Source organism: Bacillus sp. SW14 (assembly GCF_047608225.1).
Classification (GTDB): Bacteria; Bacillota; Bacilli; order Bacillales; family Bacillaceae; genus Bacillus; species Bacillus subtilis_G.
Window position 1 is genome coordinate 3,062,429 of the sequence record NZ_JBLKRW010000001.1, and the last position, 19,991, is coordinate 3,082,419.

Annotated in this window: 21 protein-coding genes, 2 pseudogenes and 1 riboswitch; of the genes and pseudogenes, 15 read left to right on the forward strand and 8 right to left on the reverse strand. The window is 46.9% G+C overall.

The genetic code is table 11. From position 1 onward, the window contains the following. Positions 1-48 precede the first annotated feature (48 nt). From ACMX2I_RS15870 to ACMX2I_RS15880, 3 genes are read right to left on the reverse strand one after another with little or no spacing between them, the layout of a single operon-like run. A complete protein-coding gene (locus ACMX2I_RS15870; protein WP_003239356.1) occupies positions 49-342 on the reverse strand; it encodes a DUF3784 domain-containing protein in 294 nt (97 codons plus the stop codon). A gap of 19 nt (positions 343-361) precedes the next feature. Continuing rightward, positions 362-949 (reverse strand): HAAS signaling domain-containing protein, encoded by a 588-nt coding sequence (locus ACMX2I_RS15875; protein ID WP_414957438.1) that lies wholly within the window; start codon positions 947-949, stop codon positions 362-364. Next, on the reverse strand, positions 946-1,293 hold the full coding sequence (locus tag ACMX2I_RS15880) for a PadR family transcriptional regulator (RefSeq protein WP_414957439.1): 348 nt from the start codon (positions 1,291-1,293) through the stop codon (positions 946-948). Before ACMX2I_RS15880 ends, ACMX2I_RS15875 begins: the two co-directional genes overlap by 4 nt. 177 nt (positions 1,294-1,470) lie before the next feature. Here ACMX2I_RS15880 and ACMX2I_RS15885 point away from each other — a divergent pair, with 177 nt between their 5' ends. From ACMX2I_RS15885 to ACMX2I_RS15895, 3 genes are read left to right on the forward strand one after another with little or no spacing between them, the layout of a single operon-like run. Then, positions 1,471-2,007 carry an SdpA family antimicrobial peptide system protein gene (locus ACMX2I_RS15885; protein WP_133487964.1) on the forward strand — a complete coding sequence of 179 codons (537 nt, stop codon included), beginning with the start codon at positions 1,471-1,473 and terminating at the stop codon, positions 2,005-2,007. Beyond that, entirely contained in the window at positions 1,992-2,921 is a 930-nt protein-coding gene (locus ACMX2I_RS15890) for a sporulation-delaying protein SdpB family protein (RefSeq protein ID WP_414957440.1), read from the forward strand. Before ACMX2I_RS15885 ends, ACMX2I_RS15890 begins: the two co-directional genes overlap by 16 nt. Then, positions 2,918-3,502 carry a sporulation delaying protein family toxin gene (locus ACMX2I_RS15895; protein ID WP_414957441.1) on the forward strand — a complete coding sequence of 195 codons (585 nt, stop codon included), beginning with the start codon at positions 2,918-2,920 and terminating at the stop codon, positions 3,500-3,502. The genes ACMX2I_RS15890 and ACMX2I_RS15895 overlap by 4 nt, the downstream gene beginning before the upstream one ends. 52 nt (positions 3,503-3,554) lie before the next feature. Here ACMX2I_RS15895 and ACMX2I_RS15900 read toward each other — a convergent pair. Beyond that, positions 3,555-4,452, reverse strand: a pseudogene (locus tag ACMX2I_RS15900) (S1 RNA-binding domain-containing protein). A 98-nt stretch (positions 4,453-4,550) separates the two neighbouring features. Here ACMX2I_RS15900 and ACMX2I_RS15905 point away from each other — a divergent pair. The 7 genes from ACMX2I_RS15905 (at position 4,551) to ACMX2I_RS15935 (ending at position 11,820) form a co-directional block, all read left to right on the forward strand. Beyond that, on the forward strand, positions 4,551-5,042 hold the full coding sequence (locus tag ACMX2I_RS15905) for a YajQ family cyclic di-GMP-binding protein (RefSeq protein ID WP_414957442.1): 492 nt from the start codon (positions 4,551-4,553) through the stop codon (positions 5,040-5,042). A gap of 106 nt (positions 5,043-5,148) precedes the next feature. Further along, a riboswitch (SAM riboswitch) is annotated at positions 5,149-5,266 on the forward strand. Between the two features lie 90 nt (positions 5,267-5,356). Next, positions 5,357-7,195, forward strand: coding sequence for a bifunctional homocysteine S-methyltransferase/methylenetetrahydrofolate reductase (locus tag ACMX2I_RS15910; protein WP_414957443.1), 1,839 nt, complete (start codon positions 5,357-5,359; stop codon positions 7,193-7,195). An 84-nt stretch (positions 7,196-7,279) separates the two neighbouring features. Then, positions 7,280-7,738, forward strand: a complete 459-nt coding sequence (locus ACMX2I_RS15915; RefSeq protein ID WP_414957444.1) for a GNAT family N-acetyltransferase — start codon at positions 7,280-7,282, stop codon at positions 7,736-7,738. Beyond that, the gene (locus tag ACMX2I_RS15920) at positions 7,735-8,592 is read left to right on the forward strand and encodes a GNAT family N-acetyltransferase (protein ID WP_414957445.1); all 858 of its coding nucleotides are present in this window, start codon (positions 7,735-7,737) and stop codon (positions 8,590-8,592) included. The genes ACMX2I_RS15915 and ACMX2I_RS15920 overlap by 4 nt, the downstream gene beginning before the upstream one ends. 110 nt (positions 8,593-8,702) lie before the next feature. Beyond that, positions 8,703-9,971 (forward strand): MFS transporter, encoded by a 1,269-nt coding sequence (locus ACMX2I_RS15925; RefSeq protein ID WP_087993611.1) that lies wholly within the window; start codon positions 8,703-8,705, stop codon positions 9,969-9,971. Positions 9,972-9,979: 8 nt separating this feature from the next. Beyond that, positions 9,980-11,095, forward strand: coding sequence for a mandelate racemase/muconate lactonizing enzyme family protein (locus ACMX2I_RS15930; RefSeq protein WP_414957446.1), 1,116 nt, complete (start codon positions 9,980-9,982; stop codon positions 11,093-11,095). 95 nt (positions 11,096-11,190) lie between these two features. Beyond that, positions 11,191-11,820: a YitT family protein gene (locus tag ACMX2I_RS15935; RefSeq protein ID WP_414957447.1), complete on the forward strand. Its 630-nt coding sequence runs from the start codon at positions 11,191-11,193 to the stop codon at positions 11,818-11,820. Positions 11,821-11,863: 43 nt separating this feature from the next. Here the strand turns inward: ACMX2I_RS15935 and ACMX2I_RS15940 are convergent, their stop codons facing one another. Both ACMX2I_RS15940 and ACMX2I_RS15945 read right to left on the reverse strand, forming a co-directional pair. Next, on the reverse strand, positions 11,864-12,622 hold the full coding sequence (locus tag ACMX2I_RS15940) for a phosphosulfolactate synthase (protein ID WP_414957448.1): 759 nt from the start codon (positions 12,620-12,622) through the stop codon (positions 11,864-11,866). Next, positions 12,619-13,305, reverse strand: a complete 687-nt coding sequence (locus ACMX2I_RS15945) for a 2-phosphosulfolactate phosphatase (RefSeq protein ID WP_414957449.1) — start codon at positions 13,303-13,305, stop codon at positions 12,619-12,621. The genes ACMX2I_RS15940 and ACMX2I_RS15945 overlap by 4 nt, the downstream gene beginning before the upstream one ends. A 187-nt stretch (positions 13,306-13,492) precedes the next feature. Between ACMX2I_RS15945 and ACMX2I_RS15950 the strand changes: the two genes are divergently transcribed. From ACMX2I_RS15950 to cysC, 3 genes are all read left to right on the forward strand, one after another. Continuing rightward, entirely contained in the window at positions 13,493-14,206 is a 714-nt protein-coding gene (locus ACMX2I_RS15950; RefSeq protein WP_148964250.1) for a phosphoadenylyl-sulfate reductase, read from the forward strand. A gap of 110 nt (positions 14,207-14,316) precedes the next feature. After that, a complete protein-coding gene (sat, locus tag ACMX2I_RS15955) occupies positions 14,317-15,486 on the forward strand; it encodes a sulfate adenylyltransferase (RefSeq protein ID WP_414957450.1) in 1,170 nt (389 codons plus the stop codon). Next, complete coding sequence (gene cysC, locus ACMX2I_RS15960) at positions 15,483-16,082, forward strand: adenylyl-sulfate kinase (protein ID WP_087993618.1); 600 nt, start codon at positions 15,483-15,485, stop codon at positions 16,080-16,082. The genes sat and cysC overlap by 4 nt, the downstream gene beginning before the upstream one ends. A gap of 27 nt (positions 16,083-16,109) precedes the next feature. On the opposite strand, the gene ACMX2I_RS15965 is transcribed toward cysC, so the two are convergent. Beyond that, positions 16,110-16,916, reverse strand: a complete 807-nt coding sequence (locus tag ACMX2I_RS15965) for an alpha/beta fold hydrolase (protein ID WP_414957451.1) — start codon at positions 16,914-16,916, stop codon at positions 16,110-16,112. A gap of 204 nt (positions 16,917-17,120) precedes the next feature. Between ACMX2I_RS15965 and ACMX2I_RS15970 the strand changes: the two genes are divergently transcribed. Beyond that, the gene (locus tag ACMX2I_RS15970; RefSeq protein WP_414957452.1) at positions 17,121-17,759 is read left to right on the forward strand and encodes a pentapeptide repeat-containing protein; all 639 of its coding nucleotides are present in this window, start codon (positions 17,121-17,123) and stop codon (positions 17,757-17,759) included. 6 nt (positions 17,760-17,765) lie between these two features. Here ACMX2I_RS15970 and ACMX2I_RS15975 read toward each other — a convergent pair whose 3' ends face one another. Further along, the gene (locus tag ACMX2I_RS15975) at positions 17,766-19,217 is read right to left on the reverse strand and encodes a PLP-dependent aminotransferase family protein (protein WP_414957453.1); all 1,452 of its coding nucleotides are present in this window, start codon (positions 19,215-19,217) and stop codon (positions 17,766-17,768) included. An 83-nt stretch (positions 19,218-19,300) separates the two neighbouring features. On the opposite strand from ACMX2I_RS15975, the pseudogene ACMX2I_RS15980 reads away from it, so the two are divergent. After that, positions 19,301-19,950: pseudogene (locus tag ACMX2I_RS15980) on the forward strand (LysE/ArgO family amino acid transporter). Positions 19,951-19,991: the final 41 nt, after the last annotated feature.

Consider the following 19,991-nt stretch of genomic DNA (forward strand, 5'->3'; position numbering starts at 1 on the left):
TTTCCAAAAAAAAGAAAGGCAGAGATATTTCGCTCTGCCCTTCTTTTTCTACTCTACTAATTTTTTATTGACATAAATAATAACCCCTGCTCCATATGCCAAAATAAGCGGCGGAATGAGCTGCTCTTGGCCTTGAAACGAGATAAAGCTATTCAGCAAAATGAACAAACCGGAATTCAAGAAAAAGTAGCCTGCTATTCTGGCCAGCCGATCTTTATCCCGGATACGGGCTTCATTAAATCCGGCCAGCATCCACGTTTGTTTTTTGATCCCGACAAAATAAGCAACTACAAAAAATAAAAGCGCTATAACAATTAACAGATAATTGATGCCGATTTCCATATTTGAGCCTCCTACAACATTACTTGACGTTTAGAAAAAGAAAAAAAGCGGCGCAGCTTACAACAATCAGCAGCAGGACGACGAATGCACTGAGGAACGGCTGCAAAAGAAGCAGCACAGCCAAAAACAGCAAATAAGCCGCACCGACTCGCGAAATCGTGACAATCTCCTTTTGAGAGCGTAATTTGTTTTTTCTGACGCCAGCAAACATCATCAGTTTTTTCCGCTTCCACACATATCCGGCAAGCACCGTTAAATAAACAACCAGCGGCAGATATCTGTAATCGGGCGGCAGCAGCGGCAGGGCGATAATCACGGCAAGGAGAAGGACCGAAAGCCAGCTTTTGCCCAATAAAGACCCCCTCCTTTTCGCCTCTCCCCCATCACCCCTCATCGCTTCGGCAAGCTCCTTCGGATGAGAAAATTCGGTTTCAACAGCTTCCAGCAGTTCCTCTTCACTAAGGCCGGCTTTGATTCTGTCTTGTACGAAAGCGGTTATATGCCCCTTTAATTCGCAGATGGCGTTTTCTCTCTCTACATCAGGCATATTCGCCAGCTCTGCATTTAGTTCCTCCATGTACCTGTCAATGATGTGCTGTGCATTCATAGCAAATCCTCCGATAAAGACAGTAAGGCTTGATGGGTTTCCAGGTATTTCTCCAGCCGTTCTTTTAACATTTCTTCTCCTTTTTGCGTCATTTTATAATACTTTCTTTTCGGGCCGTCCAGTGAATCCTCCCAAAAAAACTCGATCCATCCCTTCTCGGTCATTCTTTTCAGAATCGGATAAATCGCTCCCTCTGAAATAGCCAGTGCCGAGGTTGTTTTTAAGGATGACGTCAGCTCATAACCGTACATCGGTTTAGAGCGCAGCAGGGAAAGGAGGGCCAGCTCGAAAATCCCTTTTCGAAATTGAACAATCCAGCGGTCATTAACTTGATTCGTTTTCATGGTTTAAATATATCGAAAAAACCACTATATATCAATCACATATAGCAGTGAAAAAGGTCCTGTTTTTTCTTTTAACAAAAATGGAATTTCTCATACTTTTTAACCTTTTTATTACATAAATGTTTTTATATTATGAAAAGTGAAAAAACGATTCTTGAGGTTAAAAGGAGCAGTCGAATGCAGAAATCGATATCATTTTTTGTCATTTTTTCAGTCCTTTGGGGTTCGTTATTTCTGTTTTCTATTATTGGCAGCTTAGGGACAACCCCGATTCCGCTGACAAAGGACGCCAAATTTCTCATGTCCAGCGTCATTCCTCAAGGCTGGGGCTTTTTCAGCAAAAATCCCCGTGATACTGCGATCGGATTATATGAGGATGGCGAAGAAAGCGCCAAGGTCAGCTGGCCCAATATGAGGGCTGATAATCTATTCGGCCTGTATCGGTATGGGAGATCTCAAGGCGTTGAAATGGGCGTCATCTACAGCCAAGTCGGCAAGGAACAGTGGACAGCATGTAAAGAAAAGGACCTCGGCGCCTGCAAAAGCAAAGCCAAAACCGTGCAATTAAAAACACCCGCTCCCCGCCCGCTGCTTTGCGGCAGCTACTTTTTGACGAAAGAGGATATTGTTCCTTGGAGCTATTCTAAATACACCCCTTCGTCTTATCAGGTAAAAAGCATAGTCAAGGTTGTGATCTCATGCTCGAAAACATAAAAAAGACCATCACCGGATGGGACGAAAGAAACCCGTGGACAAATGTATACGGCCTCGCGCGAAGCATCATTGCGCTATCCAGCCTGCTGACGCTGCTCGTCAATCATCCGAGTCTCATCATGAAGCCAGCGAGCGGAATCAGCAGTTATCCTGCCTGTAAAATGAATCTCAGTCTCTTTTGCCTCGGCGAAAATAACTATATGATGTTAAATCTTCTCAGATGGGTCTGCATTGTCATTCTGGTGCTTGTCGTGATTGGCTGGCGCCCTAGAATCACCGGGGTTCTCCATTGGTATGTGAGTTACAGCTTGCAGTCATCGTTAATCGTCATCGACGGAGGCGAGCAGGCAGCAGCTGTCATGACCTTTTTATTGCTCCCCATCACGCTGACCGATCCGAGAAAATGGCATTGGAGCACGAGTCCTCTAGAGGGCAAAAGAACACTTGGAAAAATTACAGCTTTTATTTCTTATTTTGTGATCAGAATCCAAGTGGCGGTGCTTTATTTTCACTCTACCGTCGCTAAGCTGTCTCAGCAGGAATGGGTAGACGGAACAGCCGTCTATTATTTCGCCCAGGAAAAAACCATCGGCTTTAACGGCTTTTTTCAGGCGTTAACAAAGCCGTTTGTGACAAGTCCATTCGTGGTGATTCCGACATGGGGGACGCTGTTGGTTCAGATTGTCATCTTTGCGGCGCTGTTCGCGCCGAAGAAGCATTGGAGATTGATTTTGATCATCGCTGTTTTTATGCATGAGATTTTTGCAGTCATGCTGGGCCTCATCAGTTTCTCGCTTATCATGGCCGGCATTTTGATATTGTATCTCACTCCTATCGATTCCACGATTCAATTTACATATATTCGCAGACTGTTGTGGAATAAAAAACAAAAGAAGGGAGAGGTTTCAGTTTGAAGAAGGCGTTTCTAGTGTTTTTGTCGGTTGTATTGGTGACGACTGTGTTTTTGGTGAAGCAGCAAGAAAGTGTGGCACAGGCAAAGCAGCTCGAGTATTCAGGTGAGGAAATTTTTAAAGGGTTTGTATTTGCTCAGGGGAAAGTAGGCAAACAGCTTCCAGAGGTCTTCAATAAAGCCATGACTGACAAACTCAACACAAAAGAGGCAAAGGCATTTGCCAATCAGGTTGTTGCTGATATTAAAAAAGAGGATGCTGACTTCTTTGATAACCTGAAGAAAGCTGTTTACAGCAAAGATGCATTGAAAGTGGATGAACTGCTGAAAAAAGCGGGTCAAATCGTTGAAGAAAAAGTGGAAGCCGCAAAGGAAATCGCCGCTTCCAAGGATGATACGTCCAGAGTTCAGGCCGAGCTCGTCAACACGGTCGATACCGCTAACTATTTCTATTATGTTTCTTATGTTGCTGCAGCCGGCGCCCTGATTCTGATCATTCTTGCCATTGATATTACGCCGATTGCGATTTCAGACAATGTCGATCGCGAAATGGCAATCAGAACGCTTGTTGATGAATTAAACTAGACATAAAAAAAGGCTCGCTCCGCAGTTCTGCTGCAGGCGAGCCTTTTTCATGCTATTTTTTCTCGTATGTCCATCCATCTTCCTGATACACTTTTCCGTTTTTCATTAAATGGCCGAGCGCGCGTTTAAAGGCGGCTTTGCTCATGTTAAAACGTTCTCTGATATCGTCAGGCTGGCTTTTGTCGCCGTAAGGCATAGCGCCGTTTCTTGTTCTTATATACGTCAGAATGTATTCGGCATCTACAGACAATGCATCCTGTTTTCTCGGAAGCAGCGACATATTGACTGAACCGTCTTCTTTTACTTGAATCACCCGTCCCGTGATTCTTGAACCGAGTCTTGGCTCCTCTTTTCTTTCTGACGGATGGATAAAACCGCGGATACCGTCGTCCGTGATAATGAATGAACCTGTTGCGATCAGTCTATACACCGTACCTGTCAGCTCTTTATTCATCAGATCCTCTGAGGCATCGGTAAACAGTTCACTGATGATGTCTTCCGGCGCTGGTTTGGCAAACATACGCCCCCGGTTCGTCACTTTCAGCATACAGTAGAGCTTGTCGCCTTTTTGCGGCCAGACATCTTCGTATGGCGGCAAATGCTCAGTTGCAACAAGCGCGTCCTTAGATAAACCGACATCAACGAATACACCCATATCTTCCACTTTATCCACCACTTCGACCCAGCCGTACTCATCCGCGCTGATGACCGGAATTCTCATCGTGGCCGCAAGCCTTTCCTGCTGATCGACGTATATAAAAACCTCTACTTCGTCTCTGTCCTCGATATCCTCAGTTATTTCACTGTTATGTAAGAGAATCGTGTCTTCTCCGTCGGTTAAAAAGTAACCGAAGTCCGTTTGGTGATCTATACTCAAGGTTAATTGCTGCCCTGGTCTCATGCTATCGTCCTTCCTGTTCCGCTTATTTTTCTGCGGATGCTGTTAACATTTTTTCCAATCATCACAAATTGATTCTTTGTTCTGTTGGAAGTTTCTCTTTATTCTACTATAATCAACACATAAGTTAAATGTTATGGAGGTTTTCATATGGCAAAAGAAAGTTCATTTGATATTGTATCCAAGGTGGAATTGCCTGAGGTGCAAAACGCGATCCAAATCGCATTGAAGGAAATCAGCACACGCTATGACTTTAAAGGAAGCAAAAGCGACATTTCTTTAGATAAAGAGGAGCTTGTCCTCGTTTCCGATGACGAATTCAAATTAAGCCAGCTGAAAGATGTGCTGGTCAGTAAATTGATTAAACGAAACGTGCCGACAAAAAACATTGATTACGGCAAGGTTGAAAACGCGTTCGGCGGAACGGTGCGCCAGCGCGCAAAGCTTGTTCAAGGCATTGACAAAGATAATGCCAAAAAAGTCAATATGATCATCAAAAACTCCGGACTGAAAGTAAAGTCTCAAGTGCAGGATGATCAAGTGCGCGTCACCGGAAAAAACAAGGATGACCTGCAGCAGATTATCTCAGCTGTGCGGGATGCAGATCTGCCGATTGACGTTCAATTTATAAATTTCAGATAAATTTTCTGAATCCTATTGATTATTGTCTTTATTTTCGGTAAATTTGGAGAAAGGGAAAAAGCTCGGAATCTTTTGGCATTTCCTGAACACGAAAACTTCATATCCGTTCTTATCAAGAGAAGCAGAGGGACTGGCCCGACGAAGCTTCAGCAACCGGTGTAATGGCGATCAGCCATGACCAAGGTGCTAAATCCAGCAAGCTCGAACAGCTTGGAAGATAAGAAGAGACAAAATCACTGACAAAGTCTTCTTCTTAAGAGGACTTTTTTTATTTCTCTTTTTTCCTTGCTGAATGTGAATAAAGGAGGCAGACAATGGGACTTTTAGAAGATTTACGAAAACAGGTGTTAATCGGTGACGGCGCCATGGGGACGCTCCTCTACTCCTATGGCATTGACAGATGTTTCGAGGAGCTCAACATTTCTAAGCCGGAGGAAATTCAGCGCATACATAAAGCGTACGTTGAGGCGGGAGCCGGCATCATTCAAACGAATACGTACGGGGCCAATTATATTAAATTGTCGAGACACGGGCTTGAGGATGACATTAAAAAAATGAATCAAGAGGCAGTAAGAATCGCGCGGGCTTCAGCAGGCGATGCGTACGTCCTTGGGACGATGGGCGGCATCCGCACATTTAATAAAAACGCGTACAGCCTTGACGAAATCAAACGCAGTTTTCGCGAGCAGCTGTACCTGCTGCTGCATGAAGAGCCGGATGGCTTGCTGTTAGAAACGTATTATGATTTGGAAGAAGCCCGTGAAGTGCTGAAAATCGCGCGCAAAGAGACTGGACTTCCGATTATGCTCAATGTCTCCATGCATGAGCAAGGCGTACTGCAGGACGGAACACCTCTTTCTGAAGCATTGCGATCGATTGCGGATCTCGGGGCTGATATCGTCGGCATTAACTGCCGGCTCGGCCCTTATCATATGATTGAAGCGCTCAGCGAAGTGCCGATTTTTGATGACGTGTTCTTATCAGTTTATCCGAACAGCAGTCTTCCTTCGCTTGAAGAGGGACGGCTCGTCTATGAAACTGATGACACGTATTTTCAAAACAGCGCGTCAGAATTCCGCAAGCAAGGCGCGCGGATTATCGGCGGCTGCTGCGGCACCACGCCGAATCATATCCGCGCGATGGCGGAAGCGGTTGGCGGGCTTGCTCCGATTACGGAAAAAGAAGTCAAAACCCGGGCGAAAGAATTTATCTCTGTTCAGCATGAGCGGACAGAGCCCGGTCTGAATGAGATCGCGGCGGAAAAACGCTCCATCATCGTAGAGCTGGATCCGCCGAAAAAATTGAGTTTTGACAAGTTTTTGTCCGCCGCTGCTGAATTAAAAGAAGCGGGAATCGACGCCCTGACGCTCGCTGATAATTCCTTGGCGACTCCGCGGATCAGCAATGTTGCCTGCGGCGCCCTTGTGAAGCAGCAGCTCGATATGCGCTCCCTTGTCCATATTACGTGCCGTGACCGAAACATTATTGGCTTGCAGTCACATTTAATGGGCCTTGATACGTTAGGGCTGAATGACGTGCTGGCCATTACAGGCGACCCTTCTAAAATCGGGGATTTCCCGGGGGCGACGTCTGTTTATGATTTAACATCCTTTGATTTAATCAGGCTGATCAAACAGTTCAATGAAGGGCTGTCCCTGTCTGGAAAACCACTTGGCAAGAAAACGAATTTCTCAGTCGCCGCCGCATTTAATCCTAATGTCCGCCATCTGGATAAAGCGGTAAAACGGCTGGAGAAAAAAATAGATTGCGGCGCCGATTATTTTGTTTCACAGCCTGTCTATTCCGAGCAACAGCTTGTCGATATCCATAACGAAACAAAGCATCTGAAGACGCCGGTCTATATCGGCATTATGCCGCTCACAAGCAGCCGGAATGCTGAATTCATCCACAATGAAATTCCCGGGATTAAGCTGTCAGACTCTATTCGCGAAAAAATGGCTCTTGCAGGTGAGGATAAAGAGAAGCAAAAAGCGGAAGGTCTCGCAATTGCACGCTCCCTGCTGGATGCGGCATGCGAGCTGTTTAACGGCATCTACTTGATTACGCCTTTTCTCAGATCTGACTTAACCGCTGAGCTCACCTCGTATATTCAGCAAAAAGACGAACAACGCCAAAATATTTATTTGCGTTAAATATGGCTGCCTGAGTCAATCAGGCAGTCTTTTCTAATCGGATTCATGTTACGATATAGAAAACTTTTTAAGAGGAGGAACATCATGCTTGAAGTTAAAACCATTTCCGCGGAAGATACATACGACATCCGGCAGCGCATCCTGCGTCCCCATCAATCCATCGAACAATGCAAATATGAACAGGACCGTGCGGAAGGCGCTTTTCATCTCGGTGTATTTTTTGAAGGAACGCTCATCAGCATCGCTTCTTTTTCCCCTCAACATCAGCCATTATTAACAGCCACCTCCGCATACCAGCTGAGAGGCATGGCGACGCTTGAAGGATATCGCGAACAAAAAGCCGGCAGCGCGCTGATCAAACACGCGGAGGAGAAACTGGTCGAGAGAGGCGTGCAGGCGGTCTGGTGCAATGCAAGATACCATGTCAAAGGCTACTACGCAAAGCTTGGCTGGAAGGAACTTGGCGAACCATTTGAAGTTCCCGGCATTGGCACACATATCGTCATGTACAAAAAACTCGGAACAAGCAGATCAACTGTGTGAAGGTAATGGAAGAGCTGATTGAGCTTCATGAAGAACATATTCCCAGCCTATTGCGGCTTTGCAGGCAAGCCGGGTGGCCAGATTATGGCGAACAAGAGCTGAAAATGCTTGTCCAACAAGGACGCTTTTTCGGTTATCAAAATGTCCGCGGAGACATCATCTCCTGTATCGGCTTGTTTTTGTTTGGCCGCCTTGCTTCTATCGGACTCGTCATCGTGGATGAGGAATACAAACGGCTCGGTCTCGGGCGCCGGATGGTAAACGCGTGTATCAGCCAAACGGATGAAAGCACCACCATCAGGCTTTGCGCCACAAGAGAAGGTTTGCCGCTTTACGAAAAGACAGGTTTTCATACGGCGGGTTCAGTCCGAAAGTACAGCTGTCACAGTTTTCAACCGATTGAAAAGCAAGATCACCTTGATGCAGAACTGGCACCCTTTAGAGAACAAGATTTTCAAGAATTAGCCGCTGCCGACCTGGCAGCCTTTGGCGGAGATCGATCAAACCTTATGCAGCAGCTTATTTCCACTTCAAAGGAATGTATTATCGCCAGAAACAACAAGGGTCAGCTGATTGGCTACGGCCTTTCTGTACAGACACCTGCCAATCTGAAATTCGGCCCTCTCATCTCCCCATCGTCAGACGTTGCTGCAAGATTAATCAACAGGCTGGCCGGCGGCAAACAAGGCCCGATGCGCATCGATATACCGGCTGAACACACGACTCTGCATGACAGACTGGAAGCGATGGGCTTTCACTTAGACGATGAGCCCCCGCTCATGCTTTACCCAAATAAGACACTGCCCGCTAGAAACGGACAATTATTCGCCTTGATCTCACAAGGGCTCGGCTAACCCTCTTTTTCCCGAACAGGTATTTTCTGTTCGGTTTTTTGCTGTCTGAACGTTGAATAAATGAAGCTATCGGGGACATTCTAAGCAGAAGAAAAGGAGTGTGCTCTGAGATGGAATCATCAAAACAAAATAACGGAATGACGATTGTTGCAATCGGTTCAATCCCTTTAATATTAACACTTGGAAACTCAATGCTTATTCCGATTTTGCCAAAAATGCAATCTGAACTTCATTTATCTCAATTTCAGGTCAGTCTCGTAATCACAGTATTTTCCTTGATTGCGGCGTTTGCCATTCCGATTGTCGGTTATCTCGCCGACCGATTCTCAAGGAAAATCATTATTATCCCTTGCTTATTTCTGTATGGTGCCGGCGGCCTGTTAGCCGGTTTTGCCGCAGGTTTTTTTGACAATGCATACCCTTGGGTCATGGCAGGACGGGCGCTGCAGGGAATCGGAGCAGCCGGAACGGGCCCGATTGCCATGGCGCTGACGGGTGATCTGTTTAAAGGCGCCCAAGAAAGCAAGGTGCTCGGCCTCGTTGAAGCCTCAAACGGCATGGGGAAAGTGCTTTCGCCAATCATCGGATCGCTTATCGCTTTGCTTGTTTGGTATGGCGCGTTTTTTGCCTTCCCGGTGTTTTGTATCATTTCGATCGTGCTGACTTGGATTTTTATTAAAGAAAAGAAAAAGGAAAAAGAACCGCCCCCGATCGGAAAATATGCGAAAGGCCTGTTAAGTGTTTTTAAACATGAAGGCAGATGGCTGTTTACCGCTTATTTAGCGGGTGCGACTTGTTTGTTTACCTTATTCGGGATTCTCTTTTACCTATCTGATGTCCTCGAAAAAACATACGATACCGATGGCGTCAAAAAAGGCTTGATTTTGGCGATTCCGCTTTTGGTCATGTGTGTGACGTCCTATACAACCGGAAGCAAGATCGGGAAAAAGCAATCGTTAATGAAAAAGCTGATCGTTCTCGGATTGGCCTTTATGACTGTTTCTTATGCGTCATTATCTTTCATTGAGAATCTTGTGTTTTTTATCAGCGTTCTCGTGCTGAGCAGTATAGGCTCAGGCCTTGTCCTTCCTTGCGTGAACAGCTTTATTACCGGGGCTGTCGGTAAAGAAAGAAGGGGATTTGTGACCTCGCTGTACGGATCGGTTCGTTTCTTAGGGGTTGCCATCGGGCCTCCGATTTTCGGCCGCCTGATGCAATGGTCCAGACCCGGCATGTTTTTAAGCATTGCCGGATTGACGCTTGTTGTCGGCATTCTCGTGATTTTGCTCATCCATGTGAATCAAGACAAAGAAGAAACAAAAGAAAAAGAAGATCCTAAAATGTCTGGCAATCGGCTTCAGCCAGCTGAGGAAAGGTAGTATCCAGTTTGAAAATCGAACGGATTGAGACCTTTCCGCTTTTGCATCGATTAGAAGAGCCGTACGGAGACGCAAACGGATTGAAGCGCTATCGAACTTGCTATCTCATCAGAATTGTCACCGCAAGCGGGATTGACGGCTGGGGAGAGTGTGTTGATTGGCTCCCGGCTCTCCATATCGGTTTTACCAAACGGATCATTCCCTATCTTTTAGGAAAACAGGCCGGCAGCCGCCTGCCATTAGTGCGCACGATTCAAAAATGGCATCAGCGGGCGGCTTCCGCCGTAAGCATGGCGCTGACAGAAATTGCAGCCAAAGCTGCGGATTGTTCGGTTTGCGAACTATGGGGCGGGCGGTACAGAGAAGAGATCCCTGTATATGCCTCTTTTCAATCGTATTCAGAGCACCCGCAATGGATCAGCCGTTCTGTTTCCCATGTAGAGGAGCAGTTAAAGAAAGGCTTTAAGCAAATCAAAGTCAAAATTGGCGGGACTGCGTTCGAGGAAGATGTACGGCACATTAACGCACTGCAGCATACGGCCGGCAGCTCCATTACGATGATTCTGGACGCGAACCAAAGCTACGAAGCCGCGACCGCTTTCAAATGGGAACGCTATTTTCATGAGTGGATGAACATCGGCTGGTTCGAGGAGCCTTTGCCCTTTGATCACCCGCAGGATTACGCGTTGCTGCGCAGCCGTTTATCTGTTCCTGTTGCCGGAGGAGAAAATATGAAAGGCGCGGCCCAATTTGCGCCCCTTCTTTCCCAGCGGTGCTTGGATATCATTCAGCCCGATGTCATGCATGTTAACGGAATCGATGAATTCCGGGACTGCCTCCAGCTCGCGCGTTATTTCGGCGTCAGAGCATCCGCACATGCCTATGATGGATCGCTCTCACGCCTATATGCTTTATTTGCACAAGCTTGTCTGGCTCCATGGTCTAAAATGGAAAACGATCAAATTGAACCGATTGAGTGGGACGTCATGGAGAATCCTTTTACAGATCTCATCGGCCTTCAGCCTTCAAAAGGATTGGTCCACATCCCGAAAGGCAAAGGCATTGGCTCAGAAATCAATATGGACATCGTCAATCGCTACAAGTGGGATGGCTCAGTCTATTAAGCTGGGCCATTTCTTTATTTGCAGACATAAATCATGGACAGCCTCATAAAATGGAAACAGCGGACAAGTCTTTTCATAAAGGAGCAAACGACTTAATGGCTGAACTGCTGATGAAAGCAAAACTCACGTTTATGATTGTCGCAGGCGGCGTATTACAGGGACTCGGCATGTCCTTGTTTTTATTTCCGCATGATATTCCGACAGGCGGGGCAGCAGGTATCGCGGTGCTATTGCATTATCTGTTTCAAATTCCTCATGGCTTTTCAGTATGGGCCGTGAATGTGTCGATGCTTTTTACCGCTTTAAAATGGCTGGAGATGAGAACATTCACCGGCACCCTCGCCTCGATTACCGTCACCTCTGTTTCGGTATTGATCTTTGATGTGGTTTTACCGGATATCACATCAAACCTGTGGCTTGATCTGACAAGCGGCGCTGTGTTATTGGGACTCGGCATCGGACTTTTATACAAATATAAAATTTCAAACGGAGGATTCGGAGCCCTTGCCTTGATGATTTCCATCTACCGCGGCGGGAATCCCGGAACGATCCTGCTCTTCATGAATTGCATCATTTTTATGGTTACTGCGTCTATTATTGACTGGGGCATCGTCATTCAAGCTTTGATATGCCAAGTCATATCGACAAGAGTCATCGACTTCATCTATAACATCCGTCTGACTTCACTCCCCTATCTCACGCCTATGTACCGCCATAAAAAATAATAGGCAGAGGCTCTCTCACGACGAGAGCCCCGCAGCCGCCGTTTTACAAATAAAAGGTATCGGATCTTAACCCTAAACGCAGCGTCTCCAACGCGATTGCATCTTGAAATGGGATATTGGCCAGATTCACATTCGGCCCGACCCTATGGATAAACCCATGCTGGAGCGTTTTGTTCGGCGCTTCAAAAATCAGCCGGGTCATATCAATATCTGAGGAAATGATGTCATCGACAATTTGAAACCTAACATCGCCGCTGCTCGAGCAGATTCCTCCTGTCCCGCTTTCCCTGGCCTCCGTCATCACTTTTTCCGCGCCCGCTTCCATATCCTCAACGATATACTCAAGCCATTCCTCAGAGCTTTGCCGGCTTGATAATTCCGCATCCTTACTGCCCACTTCGCTGAACACATGAAATTCATCGGAAAAATCGGCAATATAAGCCGCTTTCTCTTTATTTGTCATGGGGAGCGTACCGTTTGAAATCTCAATATATTCACAGCCGAAATAGGTGCAGTACCGACGAAATTCATTCACTTTTTTCTGGCTTACATACTTCTCAAACAGTGTGCCGCCAAAGAAAAATTTAATGTCATGCTCTTTCAGCGTGCTGATTTTTCCTTCAAGATCTTTCGTAAGTAATGATGTGCCCCAGCCGAATTTCACAAAATCAATATAGTCGGACGCCGCGGCTATTACATCTTTGAAAAAATGCAATGGATAGCCGTTATCGATTAAAATGGTCTGCCCGGTTTCTCTCGGCTTGCTTGTTCTCACTGGCAATTCTAGTGAAAAATCATTCATATTATGACCCTCTCTATCGTTGGAACTTCACTTTTTTGTTTCACTTTCATGACGAAATCGCCTGTCAATTCTTTTGTACAGTATGCGATGTCTTCCGAATCAAACAATGGCTGGCGGCAGTCAAAAAATTTCTCCGCAACAGATGAGCGTTTTATTCTTTCAATCGCCTCCGCTGCCGTTGCCTCATTTGTCTCTTCAATGATGCCCTTTATATACTGCGCACACGCCATGTCGTCATCACCTGACGGATGGGAAGCGACAATGTTCATGACACAATCCTTTGCGGCTAGCGTTTTCACATGCTCTGCTGTTGTTCTGGCGTTGGAAAATCCGGTCACGAACAGATGCTTGGCGTTCAGCGCCCCTAACGCCGCTGTGACGCCGTTTGTTGTTTTCTGGATCAGGCGCTTATCCGCCATATCCTGCTCCGCCATGCGTTTTGGTGAATTGTCCAAATCAAACCCGCTGATACCGACCCCCTTTTCTTCTCCCGTCAATACGTAATCCGGATAGGTGTCTTTCAGCGCAAAGGCTTCGTCAGCTGTCCGGACCAATAAAATTTCTTTCGCCCCGCCGATAAACGCATAATGGGCGACTGTAAAGGCTCTGATGACATCAATGACGATATTAATATCCGCCGGGGCAAGCGAATGATGATGCCCCTGATAAATGGTAATCGGCATAACACCTCTCCTTGGGCATAAAACCATTTTGCTTAAAAGCATATTCAACTGGTCTCTTAATGGTTCCGCCCCTCATTTTAGGCGGTCGCCGCACCTAAAAACCTGAACCTTTATGCAAAAAATGAATAGTCTGCCTATAACTCGATCAATAGATTAAAAACAGACAGATGCAAACGGGGGGAAAACGTTGAACGAACAAATCATCACATATGATACATGGAACGACACGCAGGCCAAACAGATAACGGGTCAATTGATCGATGAGCTCGATGTGCTGAAATGGGCTTACCGAACATACGGGGATAAGATTGTGTACGCGTGCAGCTTTGGCGCAGAAGGGATGGTGCTTCTCGATTTATTATCAAAAATCAACAAAAACGCGCACATCATCTTTTTGGATACAGGGCTGCATTTTCAAGAAACATATGAGCTGATCGAGACCGTCAAAGAGCGATATCCGAGCTTGAGAATCCAGCTACTCCAACCCGAGCTGAGCTTAAAGGAACAGGAGACCCAATACGGCGAAGAACTGTGGAAGCATAACCCTAACCTATGCTGCCAATTGAGAAAAATCGAGCCGTTGAAAAAGCACCTGTCCGGCATGACAGCTTGGATTTCAGGGCTGCGCCGGGAGCAGTCGCCTTCAAGAAAGCATATTCAATACGTGAATCTGGATCAGAAGTTCGAGCTCATTAAAATTTGCCCGCTCATCCACTGGACATGGGATGACGTTTGGACGTACATCCGCTTGCACAATTTGCCTTATAACAAACTGCACGATCAACATTACCCGAGCATAGGCTGTGAAATGTGTACATTGCCTTCCTCGGACCCGAACGATGAGAGGGCCGGAAGATGGGCCGGACGGGAGAAAACAGAATGCGGCCTGCATCAAGAATAATGGCCGGCATGTCCTTGTTATGGATTGAAAGAATGTTGAACGCTGCTTTAAAGCTTTGAGCAAGCGCAGAAAAGAGAACAAAGGAAACGTAAAAATGGAGGTTGAACACGTTGAATGGAAACGAGCCCCATGGAGGGGTGTTAATCAACCGCTGCGATCCCGCATGCCATTTTGAAGGGTGCACGTGCGAAGCGGAGCTGGATCAGCTTGCACTGAGCGACCTGGAGCTTATCGCGATCGGCGGCTACAGCCCGTTAACTGGTTTTTTGGGAGAAAAAGATTATCATTCTGTTGTGAAAGAGATGAGGCTGGCAAACGGATTGCCGTGGAGCCTTCCGATTACGCTGCCTGTCGGAGAAGAAACAGCAAAACAGTTGTCTGCCGGAGATCGCGTCAAGCTTGTGAAAGACGGCGTTGCCTACGGCATGATCACAGTCATTGATATATACCAGCCTGATAAAACACAAGAAGCACTGTCTGTTTTTAAAACAAGCGATCCTGCCCACCCAGGCGTAAAAAAACTGCTGGAGCGTCCGGATTACTATATCGGAGGGCCTATCACGGTGAGCCGCCTACCCGACAAAACCTTCGAACAGTTTTACGCAGCGCCTGCAGAAACAAGAGCGGCCTTTAAAACACTCGGCTGGCACACAATAGTCGGTTTTCAAACCAGAAATCCTGTTCACAGAGCGCATGAATACATTCAAAAAACAGCGTTAGAAACGGTCGACGGTCTGCTGCTTCATCCGCTCGTCGGAGAAACGAAGTCAGACGATATCCCAAGCGATATCAGAATGGAAAGTTATCAAGTTTTGCTTGATCACTATTATCCAAAGGATCGCGTCATGTTATCGGTCTTCCCTGCCGCCATGCGGTATGCAGGTCCGCGTGAAGCGGTTTTCCACGCGCTCGTCCGCAAAAATTACGGCTGCACCCATTTTATTGTAGGCCGTGATCACGCGGGTGTCGGCAGCTATTACGGAACGTACGACGCACAAACTATTTTTCAATCATTCACAGAGGAGGAACTGGGCATCAAGCCGCTGTTTTTCGAGCACAGCTTTTACTGCCGGAAATGCGGAAACATGGCCACCTCGAAAACATGCCCGCATAGCCAAAGAGACCACATCCACTTATCAGGCACAAAAGTAAGAGAGCTTCTCCGCCAAGGGAAAAAACCGCCTAAAGAATTCAGCCGGCCTGAGGTCGCAAACGTGCTGATCAAGGGTCTACACCAACAGCCCGTTGCCATCCAGCAAAACAGCGGGGGATTGCAATGACGCATAATCCGAACATCATTTGGCACCCCGCTGCAATCTCAAAGTTTGACAGACAGTCCTTAAACGGACACAAAAGCTGCGCCCTCTGGTTTACCGGGCTGTCCGGCTCAGGAAAATCAGTGCTGGCCAATGCCGTTGATGAAAAGCTGTACCGTATGGGCATTCAGAGCTATGTGCTTGACGGCGATAATATCCGCCACGGCTTAAACAAAGATCTTGGTTTTCAGACTGAAGACAGGATTGAAAATATCCGCCGGATCGGAGAAGTGGCGAAGCTGTTTGTCGACAGCGGGCAAATGATTTTAACGGCTTTTATTTCTCCATTCAGAGAGGACCGGGACATGGTCAGAGCGCTATTCCCTGAAGGAGAGTTCTTCGAAATTTATGTGAAGTGCCCGCTGCATGTTTGTGAACAGCGCGATCCGAAGGGACTTTATCAAAAAGCGCGAAACGGAGAGATCAAACATTTTACCGGAATCGATTCTCCGTATGAAGAGCCGCTTTCACCGGATTTGATCATTGAGTCAGACCAAACATCTATTTCCGATGGAGCTGATCTGATCATTACAGAACTGCAAAATAAAGGCATCATATGAAAAACCCGATCAATATCGGGTTTTTTCTCATGATTTGGCAAACTGCGCAATCAAACTGTTGATCTTCTCTTTTTCCTCATAAAAAGCTCCGTGCCCGCTTTTTGCAAATGGAACCCATTCAGACTGCTTGATGCCGCGCTTCAATTCTTTTGCAAAATCAAACGGCGCAATTTGATCCTTTCTCCCGTGCAGGATCAGCGCAGGCACCTTGATTGACGCAAGATCCTTTCTGAGATCCTCGTCTCTTAATGCAATGCCTGAGTGGATCGTTCCATAGGAGGAAGCCTCCAGCATCAAATTGAGAAACCACTGCCTGAGCTCTGGCGACACTTTTTTCTCAAAAAACCGTGTCCCTAAATCAGCAAGTGTTTTGGGCCGATCCATTTTGAATTGTTCGATCATATCGTCAATATCCTGCTTCCTCATTCCGTACGGATAACCCGGGCGTTTTGTAAATGCGGGGGCCGCTGCTGACAATAAAATCAGCTTATCAATATCGGCTCCGTCATGCCTTGCCATATAACGGATGGCAATTGCGCCGCCCATCGAAAAACCGGCAAGGACCGCGTTCTCAAGCTGCAGTGTATAAATGACTGCCTTGACATCATCGGCCATCGTGTCATAATCGTAGCCTTCCCATGGGCGGTCAGATTGTCCATATCCCCGTAAATCAATGCCGATAAAACGGAATCCTCTTTTCGGAAGCTCATTCATTTGATATTCAAACATCTTATGATTCAACGGCCACCCGTGCAAAAAGATGATCGGCCTTCCATGCCCGATATCCTCTACAAACAGTGTCACATGCTCCTCGGTTTTGATGTAATGCCCCATTCCGCACTCCTCCTGTTCCCTTTTCTTTCCCGGTCTGTAAACGCCTTGACGTACAGGAAGCTTTCCATTTATGCTTACAAAACAAGCGGGCTGCCATACCAAGAAAAGGCTCTTCATGATTCACTATATGTAGCAATTCCCGTAACGATCTATTAAATTGATCCCGGAGGCTTCTGGTTTTCGGGCAGCAAAGGATGTCATCGCATGAATAAAATAGTGATTCAAAAACCTCACATACCGGAAAACCTGCAAACCGCAGATTTCCATAAAAACGCGGTGCAGGATGATGTAATCAGCATGCGCTTGTTTGAAGATTGTACAATCTGCGGCGAAGATATTGAAAAACTTTGTGTGGAAAAAACGGTATTCAGAAATGTCGTATTTATTGATGTGTCTTTCCGGCAGATTGAACTGACCGATGTGATCTTTGAAAAATGTGATTTGTCAAACACCGATTTCAGCGGGGCTGTCATTCACAGAACTTCCATTAAGCAATCAAAAATGGTTGGAATGAATGTGGCGGACTCAACGCTGCGGAATGTTTCATTCGAGGAGTGCCACGGACATTTCAGTTCATTTTCGTACTCAAATATGAGACAAGTTCGATTTGATCGCTGTGCCCTTATGCAAAGTGAGTGCAGCAATATGACGCTCCAGCAGACACACTTTGACGGGTGCGAACTGGAAGGCGCCAGCTTTACCGGCACGTCCCTTCAAAATATGGACATCAGCACCTGCCGTTTTGAACAGCTTCATGTCTCCCTCGACAAATTGAAAGGCTGCAAAATCGCGCCGGAGCACGCGATGGCTTTCGCCAGGGCGCTGGGAGCTGTCATTGTATAACAAATGTTAGATCATCAGGCGGCGGGCGGTATCGGCTGCCGCTTTAATGCCTGTTTCCAAATCCGCAAGAGATGCATAGGAATATGACAGCCTGATGCTGTTGCGATCTTCGCCGTTATAAATAGAACCGGGATTCACCAGCACCTGCTGTTTCAGCAGTTCATGAAAGAAACGGCTGACAGGCAAGGGTTTGTGAAATGTCACCCACATATAAAAGCCGCCGGCCGGAATCCGCCACGTCGCGATGTCCCCGGCATACCGCTCGAGAAACTGAACTGCCGCATCTCTCCTTTGTTTTAAAACCCCGCGTATCCATGTCAGATGCTCTTCATAATACCCCTGTGACAGCCATTCGGCTGCCGCCCACTGGGACAGGCCGCTCGATCCGTAGTCTGTCTGCATTTTAATGTCCGCCAGCCGTTCAATGACCGGCTCCGGTCCGGCCAGCCAGCCGATTCGCAGGCCGGGGCTCACTGTTTTTGAAAACGTGCCCACATATAAAATATTGCCTTCATGATCCATTGCTTTTAACGGTTGAGGCGGTTTTTCTTCAAACCATAAATCACCGTACGCATCATCCTCAATGATTGGCAGCTGCTCTTTTTTTGACAGGCCAATGATCTCTTCCCTTCGCTGCTCTGACATAACAGTGCCCGTCGGATTATGAAACGACGGAATGGTGTAAAGCAGCTGTCCTCCGTACTGTTTTCGATAAGAAGAAATAAGCCCCGCCTTGATTCCCGCTTCATCCATCGGCAAGCCGCGAAGCCGCATCCCCGCTGATTGAAACACATGCAAAGATTGAAGGTAGGACGGCTTTTCCGTCAAAATGACTGAACCTCGTTTTAAAAGCCCGATCGAGATAAGCTGAAGCGCCTGAAGCGCGCCGGACACAATTAAAATCGCTGACGATGATACATGGATCTGCTTGCCTTTCAAATGATCCGCCACCGCCTCCCGCAGCTTACGATTTCCTTTCGGCTGCTCGTATCCTAAAGACAGGGCGTGCGGATTGATCTGCTGAAACATCCGGCGCATTGTGCCAGCAGGCAGCAGGTTCGGTGAAAGCTCCCCTGTGCCTAATCTGATGATATCTGCTCTTGGTTCGTTTTGATTAATCTCCTGGATGATGGAAGAATTAGGGTGATGAATACCTGAACGGACGTAATTGCTCCAATCGAGAGGAGGCTCAGCCGCCAGCACGCTCCACGTACTGTTTACAACCTTCGTGCCGCCACCTCTTCTTCCCTCAAACAGGCCTTGAGACGTGAGTTCGTCAATGGCTGCTGTCACTGTGCTGCGGTTCACTTGAAACATGTCGGCCAGCGTTCTCTGTGAAGGGATTTTCGTCCCTACAGCCCACTCTCCGTGAAGAATTTTGTCTTTCATGTACTGTTTGATCTGCCGATGCAGCGGAACATCCGAATATCGGCTTGGCCGCCATTGCGACAAGTTCATCCCCCCCTCTTTTCTTCACATTATACATTTGGCTGGTCTTAAACCCAACCAAATGGCCGGAGACTTGGGAAAAAATCTCCCTTATGATTGAAAAAACAGATGTGAAGGGAGTTTTTTCAGCATGAATGCAATCATTCACGGAGTTGTGCTTGCCTTTGGCTTAATTTTGCCGCTGGGAGCGCAAAATGTATTTATTTTTCAGCAAGGGGCATGGCAAAGGCATATTTGGCGGGCACTTCCCGCCGTCATCAGCGCGGCTGTCTGCGATACCCTATTAATCGCATTAGCCGTTGCGGGTGTATCTGTCATTGTTCAGCAGCTGCCTGTGTTTGAAACAGTGATGATGGCCGGGGGATTTTTGTTTCTCCTCTATATGGGCTGGGTGACTTGGAACAGCCATCCGAAAGCAAACCAAAATGAGAAAAATACGTTCACAGCTAAAAAACAAGCTGCGTTTGCGGCCGCCGTTTCTCTTTTAAATCCGCACGCCATTCTGGACACGATCGGCGTCATTGGCACAAGCTCGCTCCAATACTCGGGGCTTGAAAAATGGCTCTTTATGGCCGCCTGCATCGCTGTGTCTTGGTTTTGGTTTATCAGTCTTGCGATAGCGGGCCGGCTGTTTCAGACAATGGATACGAGCGGCAGGCTTATGCTGATCGTAAACAAATGCTCGGCAGTGGTGATGTGGGCAGCAGCAGGATATTTCGGAGTATCATTATTCAGAAATTAAAGGGAAAACAAAAGAGACAGCGAATGTCATAGAAAAGGAGG

Excerpts from the sequence above, each read along its gene's own strand:
- ACMX2I_RS15965 (WP_414957451.1), bottom strand. The coding sequence starts at position 16,916 with ATGGGGCATTACATCAAAACCGAGGAGCATGTGACACTGTTTGTAGAG.
- ACMX2I_RS15880 (WP_414957439.1), bottom strand. The coding sequence starts at position 1,293 with ATGAAAACGAATCAAGTTAATGACCGCTGGATTGTTCAATTTCGAAAA.
- ACMX2I_RS15925 (WP_087993611.1), top strand. The coding sequence starts at position 8,703 with ATGGAATCATCAAAACAAAATAACGGAATGACGATTGTTGCAATCGGT.
- ACMX2I_RS15975 (WP_414957453.1), bottom strand. The coding sequence starts at position 19,217 with ATGAACTTGTCGCAATGGCGGCCAAGCCGATATTCGGATGTTCCGCTG.
- ACMX2I_RS15875 (WP_414957438.1), bottom strand. The coding sequence starts at position 949 with ATGAATGCACAGCACATCATTGACAGGTACATGGAGGAACTAAATGCA.
- ACMX2I_RS15945 (WP_414957449.1), bottom strand. The coding sequence starts at position 13,305 with ATGCCGATTACCATTTATCAGGGGCATCATCATTCGCTTGCCCCGGCG.
- ACMX2I_RS15890 (WP_414957440.1), top strand. The coding sequence starts at position 1,992 with ATGCTCGAAAACATAAAAAAGACCATCACCGGATGGGACGAAAGAAAC.
- ACMX2I_RS15940 (WP_414957448.1), bottom strand. The coding sequence starts at position 12,622 with ATGAATGATTTTTCACTAGAATTGCCAGTGAGAACAAGCAAGCCGAGA.
- cysC (WP_087993618.1), top strand. The coding sequence starts at position 15,483 with ATGACGCATAATCCGAACATCATTTGGCACCCCGCTGCAATCTCAAAG.
- ACMX2I_RS15935 (WP_414957447.1), top strand. The coding sequence starts at position 11,191 with ATGGCTGAACTGCTGATGAAAGCAAAACTCACGTTTATGATTGTCGCA.
- ACMX2I_RS15915 (WP_414957444.1), top strand. The coding sequence starts at position 7,280 with ATGCTTGAAGTTAAAACCATTTCCGCGGAAGATACATACGACATCCGG.
- ACMX2I_RS15905 (WP_414957442.1), top strand. The coding sequence starts at position 4,551 with ATGGCAAAAGAAAGTTCATTTGATATTGTATCCAAGGTGGAATTGCCT.
- ACMX2I_RS15910 (WP_414957443.1), top strand. The coding sequence starts at position 5,357 with ATGGGACTTTTAGAAGATTTACGAAAACAGGTGTTAATCGGTGACGGC.
- ACMX2I_RS15870 (WP_003239356.1), bottom strand. The coding sequence starts at position 342 with ATGGAAATCGGCATCAATTATCTGTTAATTGTTATAGCGCTTTTATTT.
- ACMX2I_RS15970 (WP_414957452.1), top strand. The coding sequence starts at position 17,121 with ATGAATAAAATAGTGATTCAAAAACCTCACATACCGGAAAACCTGCAA.
- ACMX2I_RS15885 (WP_133487964.1), top strand. The coding sequence starts at position 1,471 with ATGCAGAAATCGATATCATTTTTTGTCATTTTTTCAGTCCTTTGGGGT.